This is a genomic window from Rhodococcus sp. PAE-6 (genome assembly GCF_025290685.1).
GTDB classification, from domain to species: Bacteria; Actinomycetota; Actinomycetes; order Mycobacteriales; family Mycobacteriaceae; genus Rhodococcus; species Rhodococcus pyridinivorans.
Genome location: NZ_JAOCLZ010000002.1, coordinates 662,706 through 680,955, shown reverse-complemented (window position 1 = coordinate 680,955; position 18,250 = coordinate 662,706). Strand labels below are relative to the sequence as shown.

The window sequence follows — 18,250 nt, the reverse complement described above, 5'->3', positions numbered from 1 at the left end:
CTCGACAACGCCGTCCACGCGGTGGTCGAACGAGTGCAGGGCAGTGCTGCCACCATCGCGGGCGGTGTCTTCTCCGGGGTGAGCACGGCGGGCTCGTTGCTCGTCACACTCGCTCTCGTCCTCGTGCTGACCTTCTTCTTCATCAAGGACGGCCCGCGCTTCGTGCCGTGGCTGCACCGCGTGAGCGGTGGCCGCGCCGGACGTCACCTCGAAGCGGTACTCGGCCGCATGTGGGACACGCTGGGCGGGTTCATCCGCACGCAGGCCCTCGTGAGCTTCATCGACGCCCTCTTCATCGGTATCGGCCTGCTGATCCTCGGAGTCCCGCTCGCACCCGTCCTGGCGATCCTCACCTTCATCGGCGGGTTCATTCCCATCGTCGGTGCGTTCGTCGCGGGTGCGTTGGCAGTCCTCGTGGCGCTGGTCGCCAACGGTTTCACGACCGCGATCATCGTGCTGGTCCTCATCATCGCGGTGCAGCAGATCGAGGGGAACGTGCTGCAACCGGTGCTGCAGTCGCGGTCGATGAACCTGCATGCGGCCGTGGTGCTGCTCGCGGTGACGGCCGGCTCGTCGCTGTTCGGGATCGTCGGTGCGTTCCTGGCGGTGCCGGTCGCGGCGGTGGCCGCGGTGGTCATCCGCTACATCGGCGAACAGATCGACGAGCGCGCCAGTGAAGGCGAGGACGACGAGACGAAGGCACTCCCGGCTCCGGGCGACACCTCGGTGCCCGATCCGAAGCCGGCCTCTCCGGCACCGGCCGCCTCCGAGGACTGAGGGGCGGTCAGCTCGCGACGCGGACGGTCGATCCCGAGCGACCACGGATGACGTGTAGCCTGCTCGGGATCCGCTGCCGCATCTCGTCGACGTGACTGACCACGCCCACCACGCGGCCTCCCGCGCGCAGTTCGTCGAGCACCCCCATGACCGCTTCGAGGGCGTCGGCGTCGAGTGAACCGAACCCTTCGTCGATGAACATCGTGTCGAGCACGAGCCCGCCGGCCTCGGCGGCGACGACGTCGGCGAGGCCGAGGGCAAGGGCGAGGGACGCCTGGAAGGACTCGCCGCCCGACAGTGTCTTCGTCGATCGCACGGCGCCGGTGTACTCGTCGTGGATGTCGAGACCGAGACCGCCGCGACGCCCCCTGCTTTCGGCCGCGTCGGAGTGCACGAACTCGTAGCGACCGCCGGACATCCTGCGCAGGCGTTCGGAGGCGGCGTCGGCGACCTCCTCGAGTCGCGCCGCGAGCACGTACGAGCGCAACGACATCTTCTTGTCGTTCGACCCCATTCCGGCGACGACGTCGGCGAGCGCGGAGAGTTCGGCGTGTTCGTCGAGCAGCGGGACGAGTTCGGCGCAGGCACGCTCGAGTCGCCGGGAGTAGTTCTCGATGTCGAGGTGCCGGCGCTCGGCCTCGGTGGCCGCGCTCAGGGCGGCCTCGACCGCCGCGGCACCGTCGTCCACCGCTGCGCGCGCGGCCGTCACGTCAGCGACCTCGTCGCCGGTGAGGGCCGCGATCGCCGGGTCGTTCAGCGTGGAGGTAGCCACCGCGCGTTCGTCGTCGGCGGCGCGCAGGACGCGGTCGATCTCGGCGAGCCGCTCGGGTGTCCGGACAGCTGCGCGGGCGCTGTCGAGGTCGGTGAAGCCCGCCTCCGCGGCTGCGGTGCGGGCGTCGGCGGCGCGTTCGTCGGCGGCCGTGCGCGCCTGCAGGGCGGCGGTGCGGGCGTCGAGCAGCGCGGTGGCGGCGGCGGACAGTGCCGCGACCGTCCTCCGTCGCGGGGCGAGCAGGTCGAGGTCGCCGACGGCCTCGACGATGCGCTCGCGGATCTCCGTGATCTCGGCCGCGCGGACCGCGTCCTCGCGGGCGAGTTCGGACAGTTCGGCGTCGAGCCGCTTCTCCTGTTCGGCCAGCACCGTGTCGAGTTTGCGCAGGTCCTCGACCGTCGCGCGCAGATGGTCGAGCCGACGGGCGACGGTGGCGGCCTCGTTGTGGGCGCGGACCGCCTCGGCGTGGGCGGTGGTGAGTTCGGCGAGTTCGGCGTCGCCGCAACGCTGTCGGAGGACGGCGACGATCCCGGAGAGTTCGGTGACGGCCTCGCGTGCTTCGCTCAGCGCGGTGGCGGCGCGTTGCTCGGCGGCGTGGGCGCGTTCCTCGTCTGCCTTCGTCGCAGTGTCGGGAGCCGGGCGCGCGGGCTCGGGATGTTCGGTGGAACCGCAGACCATGCACGGTTCGCCGTCGGTGAGACGCGCGGCGAGTTCGGCTGCCATTCCGTCGATCCGGCGCTGCCGGACGTCGAGGTGCGCGTCGCGTGCGTCGTTGTATTCGGAGTGCAGTTGCAGTACCCGGGCTTCGAGCCGTTCGAGTTCGTTTCGGCGCGAAGCGAGTTCGGTGGCGGCGTCGAGCGCGTCGGCGGCACGGTCGCGTGCGGTGGACAGGCCGGGGAGCATCGCGGCTGCGCGTTCGGCCTCGGCGACCGCATCAGCAGCGGCGGTCGATCGTTCGGGCAGCGCGGCGCGCTCGTCGATCACCTGCCGACGCTCGTCGGTGAGGGCACGGCGACGTCCGGCGAACTTCTCGCGTTCGTTCTCGAGCTCGGTGAGACGACGACGGCGATCGAGTAGGACGTCGAGTCGCGCTGCCTCCGAGGACCATTCCTCGCATCGAGGTCGGATGATGTCGCGGTCGGCGGCGGACGACATCGGTCCGACAGCCTGGAGGAGTTCGCGTCCTTCGTCGTCGTTGCGGAGCGGCGCGGCGGCCGTCTCGGCGCGCGCCACGGCGGCATCGGCCTCGCGCGCGAGGCGGGCGGCCTCCCGATCGACGACCGCGACGCTCACCGCGCGATGCGCGGCGTCGCGTTCGGCTGTCACGGCGACGCGCTGCGTCTGCGTCTGCTCGAGTTCGGCAAGGATGTTCAGGGCGTCGCGGCGGCGGCGGAGTCGGTCGGCGAGAGCGACGGTCTCGTCGAGCCTGCGCCGGTTGACCTCGTCGACGGCGCGGACTCGTGCAAGCGCTGCGGCGGCGTCGTCGCGGCTCTCGGCGGCCTCGGCGAGCAGGCGGCCCGCCCATTCCACCGGATCGGCGTCGGCTCCCGCCTCGATCCCGGCCGACGCGGCCACCTTCGCCGCGAGCACTTCGACCTTCTTCTGTTGCTCGGCAAGCAGTTTCGTTCCGGCACCGCGCCGATCGCGGAACCACTGCTCGACGTCGCCGAAACGGGTGGTGTCGAACAGACGCTCGAGCAGCCTGCCGCGCTCCTCGCTGTTCGCACGCAGGAACCGGGCGAAGTCGCCCTGCGGAAGGAGCACCACCTGGAAGAACTGTTCGGCGCTCATCCCGAGCAACGACTTGACGACGTCGCCGATCTCCTGGGCGCGGGACAGGTTCTCCCCCGACCCGTCGAGCCAGGTGAGATTCGCCTTGGCCTGCTGCTTGATCGTGCCGGTGCCGCGCTTCTTCGGGCGTTCGAACTCGGGGCTGCGTTCGATGGCCAGACGGCGACCCGCGATGGTCGCCTCGAGCCGGACCGTCGGCACAGCACCCACCCGTGCGTGGTCGGACAGCAACCGGCGCCCCTCGGAGCGAGCACCGGGGACGGTGCCGTAGAGCGCGAACGCGACCGCGTCGAGGATCGACGTCTTGCCCGCGCCCGTCTGCCCGTGCAGTAGGAACAACCCATCGGCGCCGAGCTCGTCGAAGTCGATCTCGACGGTGTCGGCGAACGGACCGAAGGCCGTGATCTCGAGGTGGTGCAGTCTCATGCCGGCACGTCCGTCCGCCATTGCGTGTCGGTCTCGTCGCCGATGCCACGACGACGGTCGACCTCCCTCAACGCTTCGTCGATCCAGCCGCGCTCGCGTTCGGACGGCTCGGAACGCACATCGGTGAGGAACGACGCGGCGATGTCGCGATCACTGCGCCCGCGCACCTTGTCGCGGTAGCTGCCCACCGTGGACCCGGCCGGCCGCTGCCATTCGACGTGCACGGCGTACGGGAACCGCTCCTGCAGGCGACGCATGGCGTCGAGCGGGCGGATCGCGTCGGTCAGCACCGCGGAGACGTAGTGCTCCTCGACGGCGGCATGCGCCGGATCGGCGAGCAGATCGTCCAGTTCGCCTTCGAGACGAGTCAATTCGCGGATCACCGGGAGATCGACCCGCTCGACGGACGCCGCACCCGAGGCGTCGAGGTCGACGACGAAGACCGCCTTGCGGTGCGAGCGCTCGCCGAAGGAGTACGGCAACGGCGATCCCGAGTACCGGACCGTCTCGCTCACCGTCTGCGGGGAATGCAGGTGACCGAGCGCGACGTAGTCGACACCGTCGAACGACGACGCGGCGACCGTCTCGACCCCGCCGACGGAGATGGACCGCTCGGAGTCGCTGGGCTCGCCACCGACGACGAAGGCGTGCGCCAGGACGACCGTGCGGCCGTGCCGATCCGCGACATCGGCGCGCACGCGTTCCATCGCCGCGTCGAGGATCTGCTGGTGCGAACGGGCCTCGGGCACGCCGAGCTCGGCGCGGGTGATCTCGGGTTCGAGATACGGGATGCCGTAGAAGCGGACCGGGCCGTGCTCGTCGTGCAGGACGACAGGGCTGTCGATCTGAGATACGCGGGTGATCAGGTGCAGACCCCCGTGCGCGGCGAAGGCAGCGCCGGCACCGAGCCGGACCGGCGAGTCGTGGTTGCCGGAGGTGGCGACGATGATCGCCCCTGCCTCACGGATGGCCTCGAGGCCGGCGTTGCACACGGCGACCGCGTCGGAACTCGGGATCGACCGGTCGTACACGTCGCCCGGCACGACCACCACGTCGATCCGGCGTTCGGCCACCAGATCGGCGATGGCCCGCAGCGCACGCGCCTGGTCGGCGAGCAGGTCGACACCGTGGAAGGTGCGGCCGATGTGCCAGTCGGAGGTGTGCAGGATCCGCATGGGACAGACGGTAGAGGAGAGGACCGACATCCCCGGATGTCGGGTGGATGTCGCATCGATGAGGCATTATCCGCCACATGACAGCACTCACGGCACTCGGCCTGCTCGTCGCGCTCGGTCTCGGGGTGGTGCTCGGCTGGCTGTTGCGGGCCACCCGCGACGGCGAACGCGCAGCCCGTGCCGAGGCGCAGCTGGCAGCCCTGCGGGACAACGAGGAGCAGCTGCGTCAGTCGCTGGCAGCGGTGAGCGAGGATGCCGCGCGCCGGCAGTCCGGTGCCATCGGCGACCAGGTCTCGCGGCTCGTCGGCCCGTTGAACGAGGCCGTCGGAGCGCTGGCCCGGCAGGTCGAACACGTCGAACGCAACCGCGTGCACGCCTACGCCGGGCTGAGCGAGCAGGTCGAGGGCATGCACCGCGCGTCGCAGCTGCTGTCCACGCGCACCCAGCAGCTGGTCACCGCGCTGCGTGCGCCGCAGATCCGCGGACGATGGGGCGAGATCCAGCTCGAACGCGTCGTCGAGCTCGCCGGGATGGTCCGGCACTGCGACTTCGACACCCAGGTGAGCAAGGACGGGGTGCGCCCCGACCTGCTCGTCTACCTCGCCGGTGGCAAACAGATCGTCGTCGACGCGAAGGTGCCCTTCGCCGCCTATCTGGATGCCGCCGAGGCCGAGGAGCCCGACGAGCGCGACCGGCACCTCACGCGCCACGCACGCCAACTGCGCACCCACATCGACCAACTGGCGGCGAAGGCCTACTGGGAGTCGTTCGACCCGACGCCCGAGTTCGTCGTGTTGTTCGTCCCCGGCGATCCGTTCCTCGATGCCGCGCTCGGCGCCGATCCCGATCTGCTCGAGCACGCCTTCGCCCGGAACGTCATCCTCGCCACACCCACCACGCTCGTCGCGTTGCTGCGCACGATCGCGCACACCTGGCGGCAGGAGGCGCTCTCCCGCGACGCCGCGACCATCCACCGATTGGGCCGTGAACTGTACCAACGGCTCGGTGTGGTCGGTTCCCACCTCGATCGGCTCGGCAACCAGCTCGGCAAGGCCGTCGATTCGTTCAACATGACGGTCTCGTCGATGGACACCCGGGTGGGCGTGACGGCCCGCAAGCTCCACGACCTGGAAATATTCGACGGTGAGGTGCCCGAGGTGCAGCGTGTCGACGCTTGGCCGCGACGCAGCACTCTGGCAGAAAGAGCAGTGGCGGACGGTCCTGTCGACGAAGCGAGCTGACATCGCCACGCTAATGTCTACGTTGTGTCTGCAACCCAACGTGCACGTTCGGCGGTGCCGCTCGACATGCGGTCGTTGGTGCCTACGGTGCCCGGTGTGCCCTGGTGGGGTGCCGTGGCGATCGCAGCCGGAACGACGCTTCTCGGGGTGCTGCTCGACAGCGCACGCGGGAACGAGCTGACCTCTGCGTTCACTGTCTTCTACGTGCTCGGCTGCGTCGCGGCCGTGGTGGCGGTGCGCTATCGCGGACTGTTCACGGCCATGGCCCAGCCGCCTCTGCTGCTGGTCCTCGCGGTGCCGATCGGTCAGGAGATCGTCTCCTCCGCCAGCACCGGCGGATTGAAGGATCTCGCGCTCAACGTCGCCTATCCGCTGGTGAACCGCTTCCCGGCGATGCTGGTGGCGACACTCCTGGCACTGGCCATCGGCGGTTTCCGGATCTTCGTGACCCGACAGAACACGGGAGTACGTGCCCGTGCGCCGCGAGAGCGGTCGAAGCCGCGGGCAGCGAAGACCGGAACCGCGAAGGACCGCCCCGCTCGCGCCGCGGGCGACCGGCCGACCCGCGCTGCGAACGACCGGCCGACCAGGCGTGCGGGCCGGGGGCGACCGGCGACGGCCACCCCTGCGGATGCACCTCGCACCGCTTCGGGCCGCGGGACGCCGGCCGCGAAGGCGTCGGTCCGGGAGGTCGCCGACACCCGATCCCGTCGCCGCGTCCGTCCCGAATCCCCGGCCGCCGAGCAGCCCGCTCCCCGGCGTGCCCGCGCTCCCCGACCTGCGGACCCGGTGCAGCCGGAGGTCCGCGAGCCGCGGCGCCGTCCGGCACCCGAGCCGGACACCGGTCGACCGGCGCCCTCCCCCGCACCCACGCAGGGCTACGAGCCGCCGCGCGTGCGGTACCGCGACCGCTACGAGGACTGACCCACACGACGAAGACGACCGGTCACGTGCCGATTCACGGCGGTGACCGGTCGTCTTCGCTCTACGGAACTACCCGGTTCAGCGACGCGACGCGCGCAGTTCGCGCGGCAGAGCGAACACCAGGGTCTCGTTGGCGGTCGTCACCGACTGCACGTCGTGGAAACCGCGCTCGTCGAGGAACTGGACGACGCCCTGAACGAGGATCTCGGGGACCGACGCGCCGGAGGTGATGCCGACGGTCTCGACACCCTCGAGCCAGGCCGGATCGATCTCCTTGGCGTAGTCGACCAGGTGCGCTGCCCGGGCACCCGCACCGAGGGCGACCTCGACGAGCCGCACGGAGTTCGACGAGTTCCGCGACCCCACGACGATCACCAGATCGCACTCGGGCGCCATCGCCTTCACCGCGACCTGGCGGTTCTGCGTGGCGTAGCAGATGTCGTCGCTCGGCGGATCCTGCAGCTGTGGGAACTTCTGGCGCAGACGCTGCACGGTCTGCATCGTCTCGTCGACGCTCAGGGTGGTCTGGGACAGCCAGATGACCTTCGACGGATCGCGCACGGTCACCGAATCGACGGCGTCGGGACCGTCGACGAGCTGCACATGGTCGGGGGCCTCACCTGCGGTGCCCTCGACCTCCTCGTGGCCCTCGTGACCGATGAGCAGGATGTCGAAGTCGTCGCGGGCGAAGCGCTTGGCCTCCTGGTGGACCTTCGTCACCAGCGGGCAGGTCGCGTCGATGGTGCGCAGCTGCCGGGCAGCGGCCGATTCGTGGACCGCGGGCGACACACCGTGCGCCGAGAACACGAGCACGGCACCCTCGGGCACCTCGTCGGTCTCGTCGACGAACACCACGCCGCGGTCGGCGAGCGTGTCGACGACGTGGCGGTTGTGCACGATCTCCTTGCGGACGTAGATCGGCGCACCGTACTTGTCGAGCGCCTTCTCGACGGTCTCGACGGCGCGGTCGACGCCGGCGCAGTAGCCGCGCGGCTCGGCGAGCAGGACGCGCTTTCCGGAGGTGGAGAGACCGGCGGACCGTGTGATCCCGACTTCGAGAGGAACAGGCGCAGACATACCTCCAGAGTACGGGGCGCGTCGGAGTGTGGCTTTCCAGCTCGCAGCCGACGTGCTCCCCGGCTACCAATCACGCCGATCATCGGGCAGTCTTGGGGCATGATCCGTCCACCGTTCCTGGCACGGGTGGCTGCCGGCGTTGCTGTCACCGCGTACGAAGAGACCCTCAAGCTGCCGAGCACAGCCGTTTCGTTGCCGATGACGACGGTGAGCCAGATCCTGCAGACGACGATGCGAGTGCAGCAGGTCATGACCTCGTTCGCCATCAAGGGCGACCAGTTCTTCGAGATCTTCGGAGCGGAGCCCGCCGAGACCGCGCAGTGGGCGACCTTCGACGACGACGGCTCGACCCCTTCGGACGAGACCGCGACCTCGACGAACAGCGCCGCGAACGGCGCTCCCGGCCGGTTCGCCCTGTACTCGATCCCGCCGGCCACCGAAGCCGACGCACCCGTGGCCGAGCAGGCCGCACCGGTAAAGGCCGGCACCGCGACGACGAAGGGGCCCGCGAAGAAGACGGCAGCCGAGAAGTCTGCTCCGAAGAAGGCCGCCGCGAAGTCCGCAGACGCCGAGGTCACGAAGATCGGCGAGACCACGGACACGAAGGTCGCCTCCGACGATCGTTCCGAGATCGTCGAATACCTCGACTACGACTCGCTGACCCTCGCCCAACTGCGTGCCCGCCTGCGCGCACTGTCGGTGGACGAGCTCACAGCGGTGCTCGAATACGAGAATGCTCACGCCGCGCGTACTCCGTTCGTGACGATGCTGTCGAACCGGATCACGAGCGCGCGTAACAAGTGACGGCCGGACAGAACGCGGCACGCCCGAACTCCGCGGAGCAGCCCTGGCCCGTCCGCACCGTGGCGCAGAAGGTCGCCGGGTGGATCGACAAGCTCGGCACCATCTGGGTCGAAGGGCAGATCACGCAGATCAACGCCCGCCCCGGGACGCGGACGGCGTTTTTGACCCTGCGCGACCCGTCGGTGGACATGTCCCTGCAGGTGACCTGTTCACCCCAGTTGTTGCAGCAATCGGGGGTGCCGCTCACCGAGGGCAGCCGCGTGATCATGTTCGGGAAGATGACCTTCTGGCCCGGCCGCGGCAGCCTGGCGCTGCGAGTCACGGAGATCCGGGCCGTCGGTATCGGTGAACTGCTCGCGCGGCTCGAACGACTGCGTGCGTTGCTCGCGGCCGAGGGACTGTTCGACCCGCGGTTGAAGCGCCCCCTCCCCTTCCTGCCGCGCCGCGTCGGTCTGGTCACCAGCCGCGGCAGCGCGGCCGAACGCGACGTGCTGTCGGTCGCGCAGCGTCGCTGGCCGGCCGTGCAGTTCGACGTCCGCCACGCGACGGTGCAGGGCCCGACCGCGGTCACGCAACTCATCGACGCCATCGAAGCACTCGACAAGGACCCGGACATCGACGTGATCGTCCTCGCCCGCGGCGGCGGCAGCGTCGAGGATCTGCTGCCCTTCTCCGACGAGGCGCTGTGCCGCGCGATCGCCGCGTGTACGACGCCCGTGGTCAGCGCGATCGGCCACGAGCCCGACAGTCCGCTCTGTGATCACGTCGCCGACCTGCGGGCCGCGACCCCGACCGACGCCGCGAAGCGCGTCGTACCCGATGCGGTTGCCGAACTCGATCTCGTCGACGAACTGAGAGCACGGTCGGCGGCGGCGCTGCGCAACTGGGTCCGGCGCGAGGAACACGTGATCGCACAGTTGCGCGACCGTCCCGTCCTGGCCGATCCGTTCCGCGATCTCGACCGGCGGAACGAGGAGATCGAGCGGTTGCAGCACGCGGCACGACGCGACGTCACGCGATTGATCTCGTCGCAATCGTCGACGCTCGAACACCTGCGGGCACGGTTGGCGACCCTCGGGCCCGCGGCGACCCTGGCGCGTGGCTACGCCGTGGTCCAGCGGATCTTGCCGGGCAGCGCCCCCGAAGTGGTACGCACACTCGACGAGATGCCCATCGGCACCCAGCTGCGAGTGCGCGTGGCGGACGGCGCGGCCCGCGCCGCCGTCATGGGACACGAACGACAAGGAAGATCAGGACAGTGACGAACGCGGGAACCGACGACGCCAACGCCGATGTGCGGGAGTTCGGCTACGAGCGAGCTCGGGACGAACTCGTCAACGTCGTGAAGATGCTCGAGCAGGGCGGACTCGACCTCGACGACTCGTTGCAGCTGTGGGAGCGCGGCGAGGCACTCGCGCAGCGCTGCGAGGAACATCTCGCCGGCGCCCGCGAACGTGTCGAGCAGGCGCTCTCCCTCACGGACGACGAGGACGAAGACGACGAGTACGAGGACGAGGACGAGGACTGACCTCGACCGAGCTCACGATCAGGGCTCGGTCGCTCCGACCCGGATCAGGGTTCGAGGGGCTCGGCCCTGCCCGCGGCGGTGGCCAGGGTCGTGAACTCGGCCTCGTCGCCGGAGCCACCGATCAGGATGCGCACGTCGCCGAAGTCCGACACCCAGAGCGCTTCGACGCCCTCGCCGCCGTAGACCACCCAGTCGTGGCCCTCGACGGACCTGGTGTCGGTGGCGGTGCGGGCACCTCCGGCGACGAATCGCACCAGTTCGTCCTCACCGGCATCCGATTGGGTGAAGCGCACGTAGCGACCTGCGGGAGTGATGAAACCGACGGTGCTCGAATCGCCGCCCTGGTTACCGGAAACGATGCTGCGGCTACCGGAGTTGGGCTGCCAGTCCTCGGGCACCTCGGGGTGGCGGATCGGGAATCCGAGTTCCGCCGCGTCGTACTTCAGGCCGGCATCGATGTCGAAGCTCGGCACGGGACCCGCCGTGGGTCCGCCGGGCTTGAACTCGCACTGGCTGGCGATCGCCGCGATGAAGAGGATCAGCACGAGCAGCGGGATCAGCGACCACGCCATATCTCGACCGTCTTGCAGGATGCGAGGTTTCTTGGATGCCACCCGTCCAGTCTGACAGCTACGAAACGGGCAGGTTCAGGCCGGGCGGGTCCGACAGCCCACACCATCGGCCGTGATGAGACAATAGCCACGCGACACACACGGATCGTGCGGGCGTCCTCGGCGCCCGCTCCCTCTGCCGGCGCAACCCGCGTCGACCGAAAAGTCTCCAGGAGGCAGTAGCCCATGACGGCCAGCACCCCACGCCGCGAAGCTCCGGACCGCAACCTCGCGCTCGAACTGGTCCGCGTCACCGAGGCCGCGGCGATGGCGGCCGGCCGGTGGGTCGGACGCGGCGACAAGGAAGGTGGCGACGGCGCCGCCGTCGACGCGATGCGGCACATGGTCAGCTCCGTGTCGATGCAGGGTGTCGTCGTGATCGGTGAGGGCGAGAAGGACGAAGCGCCCATGCTGTACAACGGCGAGGAGGTCGGCAACGGCGACGGTCCGCTGTGCGACGTCGCGGTCGACCCGATCGACGGCACGACCCTCATGTCGAAGGGCGCTCCCGGCGCGATCGCGGTGCTCGCCGTGGCCGAGCGGGGCGCGATGTTCGATCCGTCCGCCGTGTTCTACATGGAGAAGATCGCCGTCGGTCCCGAGGCCGCCGACGTCATCGACATCACCGCCCCGATCGCGGAGAACATCCGCCGTGTCGCGAAGGCGAAGAACATCGCGCACGCCGACCTGACCGTGACGATCCTCGACCGTCCGCGCCACGCGCAGATCATCAGGGAGGTGCGCGAGGCGGGTGCCCGCATCCGTCTGATCTCCGACGGCGACGTCGCCGGCGCGATTGCCGCTGCACGTCCGGGTTCGGGTGTCGACATGCTGCTCGGCATCGGCGGTACCCCCGAGGGCATCATCGCCGCGGCCGCCATGCGCTGCATGGGTGGTGCGCTGCAGGGTCGCCTGGCACCGAAGGACGACGCCGAGCGCCAGAAGGCGATCGACGCCGGACACGATCTCGACCGTGTCCTCACCACCACCGATCTCGTCACCGGCGAGAACATCTTCTTCTGCGCGACCGGCGTCACCGACGGTGAGCTGCTCCGCGGCGTCCGCTACTCCGCCGGGGGCGCGGAGACGCAGTCGATCGTGATGCGCAGCAAGTCGGGCACGGTCCGCATGATCGAGGCGTACCACCGCCTGCAGAAGCTCAGCGAGTTCTCGTCCATCGACTTCCACGGTGTCGCCGGCTCCCCGCCGCCCATGCCCTGATCATCACTGCCCTGATCATCACTGCCCTGATCATCACTGCCCTGATCGTCACCGATCCTTCCGAGGAGGGGCACTGCACCGAGTTCTGGTGCAGTGCCCCTCCTCGTTCGTTCCGGCGGCATAACGTGGAGGACATGACCGACACCGAACAGTCTTCTCAGCAGTTCCGTATCGAACGCGACACGATGGGCGAGGTCCAGGTTCCGGTCGACGCCTTGTGGCGCGCCCAGACGCAGCGCGCCGTGGAGAACTTCCCGATCTCGGGCCGTGGACTCGAACGCGCACAGATCCGCGCGCTGGGTCTGCTCAAGAGCGCCTGCGCCCGGGTGAACAAGGACCTGGGTCTGCTCGACCCCGACAAGGCCGACGCGATCGTCGCGGCCGCCGATGCCATCGCCGCGGGTGAGTACGACGACCAGTTCCCGATCGACGTCTTCCAGACCGGTTCGGGCACGAGCTCGAACATGAACACCAACGAGGTGATCGCGTCGCTCGCCGCGAAGGCCGGCGTCACGGTCCACCCCAACGACGACGTCAACATGTCGCAGTCGTCGAACGACACTTTCCCCACCGCGACGCATGTCGCCGCGACCGAGGCGACGGTGAAGGATCTGATCCCCGCCCTCGAGCACCTGCACGGTGCCCTCGACGAGAAGGCGAAGGAGTGGCGCACGGTCGTCAAGTCGGGTCGTACGCACCTGATGGATGCGGTCCCGGTGACCCTGGGCCAGGAGTTCGGTGGTTACGCCCGCCAGATCGAGGCCGGGATCGAACGTCTCCGCGCGACCCTCCCCCGCCTCGGCGAACTGCCGATCGGCGGTACCGCGGTGGGCACGGGCCTCAACGCACCGGCGGATTTCGGGGCGCGTGTCGTGGCCGTGCTCGTCGAGACCACGGGGCTCGACGAGTTGCAGGGGGCCCGCAACAGTTTCGAGGCTCAGGCCGCGCGTGACGCTCTGGTCGAGGTGTCCGGGGCGCTGCGCACCGTCGCCGTGTCGCTGACGAAGATCGCCAACGACATCCGCTGGATGGGGTCCGGTCCGCTCACGGGTCTGGCCGAGATCCAGCTCCCCGATCTGCAGCCCGGTAGTTCGATCATGCCGGGCAAGGTCAATCCAGTTCTTCCCGAAGCGGTTACGCAGGTCGCCGCACAGGTGGTGGGCAACGACACCACTGTGGCGTGGAGCGGCGCGGCCGGGGCGTTCGAACTCAACGTCTACATCCCGGTGATGGCCCGCAACGTCCTCGAGTCGATTCGTTTGCTCGCCAACGTCTCCCGACTGTTCGCCGATCGCTGCATCACCGGGCTGGTCGCGAACGTCGAACATCTGCGCACACTGGCGGAGTCGTCGCCGTCGATCGTCACTCCCCTCAACTCCGCGATCGGATACGAGGAGGCGGCCGCCGTCGCCAAGGAGGCGCTGAAGGAGAAGAAGACGATCCGTCAGACCGTCGTGGACCGCGGCCTCGTCGGCGACCGCCTGAGCGAGGAGGAACTGGACCGCCGCCTCGACGTCCTGGCGATGACGCGGGTGGACGAGGAGTCCTGACCCGCAGGGTCCCGGCCGGCCCCCGCCTGCAGCCGCTACGAATTTCACCATCCGCTACAGCAACTCGGAATGTGCTGTAGCGGATGGCGAAAACGTGAGCGGATAGCGAGGGCTCAGCGAGTCGGGGAGTCACCTCATTCCTGGACCACCTCGGTCCCGGCGCCGGGCGCCCACGTGATGTAACCGAACTGGAAGTTGCTTCGCGCACCGTCGGGGGTCTGTTCCTCGTCGGTGATCGGGAAGCCCAGGTCGCCACCGGCACCACCCGCGGCCTCCCAGGCCGTGCGGATCTCACCCCACACGATGTGGGAATCGGTGTCGGGGCTCCACGCGATGATGCCGCCCTCGAACTCCGCGACGTAACCGTCGCCGACTTCCTCCTGCTGGCCGGTCGCGGCGCCGAGCGGGCTGGACGCACCGCCGACCTCGTCGTACTTCTGCAGGATCGGCCCGCTGAGTTCGACCTGCTCGCCGTCCGGTCCCGGCACCGCACTGGACCGATCCGCCGCGGGCTCGTCGGCCTCGGGCGAATCGTCGCCCTGCGTGATCGATTCGACGGCGCTCTCCGCCCCGGATGCCACGCTCTCCGCGGCGGACTGGACCGCGCTGGTCGCGCTGCCCACCGTGTCCTCCGCGGATTGGTCGTCGCTGCAACCGGCGACCACCAGTCCGATCGCCGCTGCGGCCGCCACCAACGCTGCTCTGCGTCGGGGAATTCGATTCATCGGTTCGCTCCTGTCACTGAGAGGACGGGTACCTGATTTCAGGGTGCCCGACTCCTCGGCGACACAACCCGGTTTCCGGTGATTCCGTGCCGTGCACCAATCCGCCCCACCCCAGGACTCCTGCCGTTACCATGCGACGCAGCCGACGCCGAGGAGAACGATGAGCACACAGACCGCCACCGCGCAGGACGCCGTCGCCACGGTGACCGATTTCCTGGAGGCAACGGCCGCGGAGGACATCGACCGCGCCGCCTCGCTGATCACCGACGACATCGCGTGGCACAACACCTGGCTCCCCACCATCCGCGGCGGTTCCCGGGTCCGGAAGATCCTCGCCGGTCTCGCGCGACCTTCGGTGGGCTTCGGCGTCGTCGTCCACCACATCGCGGCCGACGGCGACATCGTGCTCACCGAACGCACCGACATCCTGCGCTTCGGGCCGGTGAGCATCGAGTTCTGGGTGTGCGGCACCTTCGAGTTGCGCGACGGACGGATCGCCGTGTGGGACGACCACTTCGACGTCCTCACCTTCCTTCGCGGAACCGTCGTGGGCGTCCTGCGTGCCGTCCTGCGTCGCTCCTGACGATCCTCACCCCACCGCTCCCCCCCAGGGCGCCCGCATAGAATCCGTTCGTCGCCGAACCGTTCGGCGACGGATCAGCAGGGAGCGATGACATGTCCGACGCCGAGCACACTCCGGGATTCACGACGGGTCTGGAGATCCGGCGCGAAGTGATGGGTGACGACTTCGTCGAGCGGGCGTTCGAACGTTCCCGCGGCACCGACTCCGAGGCGATGCAGGAGTTCGTGACCGAGCACGCCTGGGGTGCCGTGTGGTCGCGTCCCGGCCTGGACCGGCGCAGCCGCAGCCTGCTCAACCTCGGCATGCTCATCGCGCTGCGCGCCGAGAACGAGCTGCGCGGACACGTCCGCGGTGCCCTGCGAAACGGGCTCGGCCGCACGGAGATCGTCGAATCCGTCATCCACTGCTCGGCGTACTGCGGCGCTCCCGCCGGACTCGCTGCGATGCGCGTGGTCCAGGAAGTGCTCGAGGCCGAACTCGGCCCCCTCTCCGAGGGCACCGATGCCTCCGACGAGGTCTGACGACGACGGCGCGCCCGGCGGATGCCGGACGCGCCGTTCGATCATGCTCGGGTGTCAGGCGCCCGGAGCGAACTCCTCGAGCATCTCCGTCACGAGTGCTGCGATCGGCGACCGTTCACTGCGGGTGAGCGTGACGTGCGCGAACAGCGGATGTCCCTTGAGCTTCTCGATGACCGCCGCGACACCGTCGTGCCGGCCGACACGCAGGTTGTCGCGCTGGGCGACGTCGTGGGTGAGCACGACGCGCGATCCCGCACCGAGCCGCGACAGGACGGTGAGCAGCACGTTGCGTTCGAGCGACTGTGCCTCGTCGACGACGACGAACGAATCGTGCAGCGACCGGCCGCGAATGTGCGTGAGCGGCAGCACTTCCAGCATTCCGCGGCTGAGCACCTCCTCGAGCACCGCCGGGCTGGCGAGTCCTTCGAGGGTGTCGAAGACCGCCTGCCCCCACGGATTCATCTTCTCGGCCTCGGTACCCGGCAGGTAGCCGAGTTCCTGCCCACCCACCGCGTAGAGCGGCCGGAAGACCACCACCTTGCGGTGGGTTCGTCTTTCCAGGACGGCCTCGAGTCCCGCCGTCAGTGCCAGCGCGGACTTTCCGGTTCCGGCCTTGCCGCCGAGGGAGACGATGCCGACGGATTCGTCGAGCAGCAGGTCGAGGGCGACGCGCTGTTCGGCGGAGCGCCCGTGCAGTCCGAACGCCTCCCGGTCGCCGCGGACGAGCTGCACCCGCTTGTCGGCGGTGACCCGGCCGAGCGCGCTGGAGGAGCCACCGAGAAGCCTGATCCCCGTGTGGCACGGCAGATCCCGCGCATCGTCGATGTCGACGATGCCCTCGGTGAACATCTCGTCGATGAGGGTCCGGTCGACCTCGAGTTCGGTCATGCCCGTCCATCCCGAGATCACCACGTCCTGGGCGTGGTACTCGTCGGCGTCGAGGCCGACGGCACCGGCCTTGACGCGCAACGGGATGTCCTTGCTGACGAGCACCACGTCGCGTCCCTCGGTGGCCAGGTTCAGGGCGCACGCGAGGATGCGGGAGTCGTTGGTGTCGGTGCGGAATCCCGCGGGCAGGACCATGGGGTCGGTGTGATTGAGCTCCACGTGGAGGGTGCCACCCTCGTCCCCGATAGGGATGGGCTGGTCGAGGCGTCCGTGCCGCTGCCGCAGGTCGTCGAGCAGGCGCAGCGATTCGCGAGCGAACCAGCCGAGTTCGTGGTGGTGCCGTTTCCCTTCGAGTTCGCCGATCACGACCAGCGGAAGGACGACTTCGTGCTCGGCGAACCTGGTGACCGCCCAAGGGTCGGAGAGCAACACTGAAGTGTCCAGCACGTAGGTGCGTACAGCGGATTCTTTCGCAGCGGCGGTACCGGAGGCGTGGCCGGAGCGGGTGGGGACGGAGCGTGTTGCGTTCACGTGGGGCTCCTCGGCCCGGACGGCACCGTCCGGACGTATTCGGTGGGCCGGTGGGTCCCCGGTGTCGTCACGACCACGGAGGCCCGGTGCCGGCCCCCTCGCTCGGACTGTGTCAGCCACACGATCAGGGACCTCCCGTGTAGACGGCACCTGCGCCGCCTACACCCCCGACGCTAACCCCGATACGGACGATTCGCTCGATGGTGGAGCATGCGTGTCGGTGAAGTTTGCGTAAACGTCGTCTCGGGAGTGTTTGTGCGCCTCAGAGGTATGCACGAACGTCGTGGATCCGACCCCGCTCGACGGGTCCGATCCACCGAAATTCTGATTCGGGTCAGCGCAGCGACGCGGTGAGTTCTTCGGTCTCGCGGTCGCGGCGACGCGCTGACGCGGTGATCGACTCGATCAGCGCGTCCGTGGTCTCGACCCGGCCGACCCGCTTGGCGACGTACTGGAGCGCCATGAGGTGCTCGTCGCGGGAGAAGTCGGCGGTGGAGTCGAGGGCCATGAACGGCGCGACGTCGCTCATGAAGGCGTCGGCGGCGCTGAGCATACAGCCCATGTGTGCGTAGACGCCGGTGACGATGAGCTGGTCGCGGCCGTTGTGCGCGAGCAGCTGACGGAAGTCGGTGCGCTGGAACGCCGAGTAGCGCCACTTGGTGACCTGGATGTCGTCCGGGCCGGGGGTCAGTTCGTCGATGACCTCGGTGTCGCGGCCGGTGCTCAGCCCGACGCCCCAGAAGTCGGCAAGGATGCCGCGACGCGACGGATGCTGGTCGCCGGGCTGCATCGTGTAGACGACGGGGATACCGGCGGCCAGGCACGCCTCGCGGAGGCGGACGATGTTGGGCACCACGGTCGCGAGGGGTTCGGCATCGCGCCGGTAGGCGTCGATGAAGTATTTCTGCATGTCGTGGATCAGCAGTGCACAGCGGGACGTATCGATCGTCCAGTCCACCCGAGCAGTGGGAATCTCGTCGCTGGTAGGCAACTCGTACGGATCGATGCTCGGGATGGCCATGCGACTTCCTTCTGCTGTTCGGGGTACGCGTGCGGGCACCGACAGTGTCGGCATGCGTAGGCTACCCTAACCAGCCCTACGGTGGGA

At 69.1% G+C, this 18,250-nt stretch carries 17 protein-coding genes; 10 read left to right on the top strand and 7 right to left on the bottom strand.

What is annotated here, in order from left to right:
* Positions 1–777: AI-2E family transporter (locus tag NVV99_RS07835; RefSeq protein ID WP_260782795.1), on the top strand; the 777-nt coding region annotated here is incomplete at its 5' end.
* Positions 778–784: 7 nt separating this feature from the next.
* On the opposite strand, the gene NVV99_RS07830 is transcribed toward NVV99_RS07835, so the two are convergent.
* Positions 785–3,763 carry an AAA family ATPase gene (locus NVV99_RS07830; protein WP_024103286.1) on the bottom strand — a complete coding sequence of 993 codons (2,979 nt, stop codon included), beginning with the start codon at positions 3,761–3,763 and terminating at the stop codon, positions 785–787.
* Complete coding sequence (locus NVV99_RS07825; RefSeq protein ID WP_024103285.1) at positions 3,760–4,938, bottom strand: exonuclease SbcCD subunit D; 1,179 nt, start codon at positions 4,936–4,938, stop codon at positions 3,760–3,762. The genes NVV99_RS07830 and NVV99_RS07825 overlap by 4 nt, the downstream gene beginning before the upstream one ends.
* A gap of 77 nt (positions 4,939–5,015) precedes the next feature.
* Here NVV99_RS07825 and NVV99_RS07820 point away from each other — a divergent pair, with 77 nt between their 5' ends.
* Positions 5,016–6,179 carry a DNA recombination protein RmuC gene (locus NVV99_RS07820; protein ID WP_006553911.1) on the top strand — a complete coding sequence of 388 codons (1,164 nt, stop codon included), beginning with the start codon at positions 5,016–5,018 and terminating at the stop codon, positions 6,177–6,179.
* A gap of 24 nt (positions 6,180–6,203) precedes the next feature.
* On the top strand, positions 6,204–7,103 hold the full coding sequence (locus tag NVV99_RS07815) for a DUF6542 domain-containing protein (protein WP_024103284.1): 900 nt from the start codon (positions 6,204–6,206) through the stop codon (positions 7,101–7,103).
* A 78-nt stretch (positions 7,104–7,181) separates the two neighbouring features.
* Here the strand turns inward: NVV99_RS07815 and NVV99_RS07810 are convergent, their stop codons facing one another.
* Positions 7,182–8,180, bottom strand: a complete 999-nt coding sequence (locus NVV99_RS07810) for a 4-hydroxy-3-methylbut-2-enyl diphosphate reductase (RefSeq protein ID WP_006553909.1) — start codon at positions 8,178–8,180, stop codon at positions 7,182–7,184.
* Between the two features lie 99 nt (positions 8,181–8,279).
* Here NVV99_RS07810 and NVV99_RS07805 point away from each other — a divergent pair, with 99 nt between their 5' ends.
* Genes NVV99_RS07805 through NVV99_RS07795 form a run of 3 tightly spaced genes read left to right on the top strand, consistent with a single transcriptional unit; the run spans position 8,280 to position 10,512 of the window.
* Positions 8,280–8,984 (top strand): lipid droplet-associated protein, encoded by a 705-nt coding sequence (locus NVV99_RS07805; protein WP_006553908.1) that lies wholly within the window; start codon positions 8,280–8,282, stop codon positions 8,982–8,984.
* Positions 8,981–10,246 carry an exodeoxyribonuclease VII large subunit gene (gene xseA, locus NVV99_RS07800; RefSeq protein ID WP_260782794.1) on the top strand — a complete coding sequence of 422 codons (1,266 nt, stop codon included), beginning with the start codon at positions 8,981–8,983 and terminating at the stop codon, positions 10,244–10,246. The genes NVV99_RS07805 and xseA overlap by 4 nt, the downstream gene beginning before the upstream one ends.
* Complete coding sequence (locus NVV99_RS07795; protein ID WP_024103282.1) at positions 10,243–10,512, top strand: exodeoxyribonuclease VII small subunit; 270 nt, start codon at positions 10,243–10,245, stop codon at positions 10,510–10,512. Before xseA ends, NVV99_RS07795 begins: the two co-directional genes overlap by 4 nt.
* Positions 10,513–10,556: 44 nt before the next feature.
* Here the strand turns inward: NVV99_RS07795 and NVV99_RS07790 are convergent, their stop codons facing one another.
* Positions 10,557–11,126, bottom strand: coding sequence for a DUF4245 domain-containing protein (locus NVV99_RS07790; RefSeq protein ID WP_024103281.1), 570 nt, complete (start codon positions 11,124–11,126; stop codon positions 10,557–10,559).
* Between the two features lie 183 nt (positions 11,127–11,309).
* On the opposite strand from NVV99_RS07790, the gene glpX reads away from it, so the two are divergent.
* Both glpX and NVV99_RS07780 read left to right on the top strand, forming a co-directional pair.
* The gene (gene glpX, locus NVV99_RS07785; protein WP_006553904.1) at positions 11,310–12,344 is read left to right on the top strand and encodes a class II fructose-bisphosphatase; all 1,035 of its coding nucleotides are present in this window, start codon (positions 11,310–11,312) and stop codon (positions 12,342–12,344) included.
* Between the two features lie 134 nt (positions 12,345–12,478).
* Positions 12,479–13,894: a class II fumarate hydratase gene (locus tag NVV99_RS07780; RefSeq protein WP_024103280.1), complete on the top strand. Its 1,416-nt coding sequence runs from the start codon at positions 12,479–12,481 to the stop codon at positions 13,892–13,894.
* Positions 13,895–14,028: 134 nt separating this feature from the next.
* Here the strand turns inward: NVV99_RS07780 and NVV99_RS07775 are convergent, their stop codons facing one another.
* A complete protein-coding gene (locus NVV99_RS07775; protein ID WP_024103279.1) occupies positions 14,029–14,619 on the bottom strand; it encodes an LGFP repeat-containing protein in 591 nt (196 codons plus the stop codon).
* A 160-nt stretch (positions 14,620–14,779) separates the two neighbouring features.
* On the opposite strand from NVV99_RS07775, the gene NVV99_RS07770 reads away from it, so the two are divergent.
* Entirely contained in the window at positions 14,780–15,202 is a 423-nt protein-coding gene (locus NVV99_RS07770) for a limonene-1,2-epoxide hydrolase family protein (protein WP_024103278.1), read from the top strand.
* 92 nt (positions 15,203–15,294) lie between these two features.
* Positions 15,295–15,723: a carboxymuconolactone decarboxylase family protein gene (locus NVV99_RS07765; protein ID WP_024103277.1), complete on the top strand. Its 429-nt coding sequence runs from the start codon at positions 15,295–15,297 to the stop codon at positions 15,721–15,723.
* Between the two features lie 54 nt (positions 15,724–15,777).
* On the opposite strand, the gene NVV99_RS07760 is transcribed toward NVV99_RS07765, so the two are convergent.
* Both NVV99_RS07760 and NVV99_RS07755 read right to left on the bottom strand, forming a co-directional pair.
* Positions 15,778–17,142: a PhoH family protein gene (locus NVV99_RS07760; RefSeq protein WP_024103276.1), complete on the bottom strand. Its 1,365-nt coding sequence runs from the start codon at positions 17,140–17,142 to the stop codon at positions 15,778–15,780.
* 334 nt (positions 17,143–17,476) lie between these two features.
* Positions 17,477–18,163, bottom strand: coding sequence for an isochorismatase family protein (locus tag NVV99_RS07755; RefSeq protein ID WP_024103275.1), 687 nt, complete (start codon positions 18,161–18,163; stop codon positions 17,477–17,479).
* Positions 18,164–18,250 lie beyond the last annotated feature (87 nt).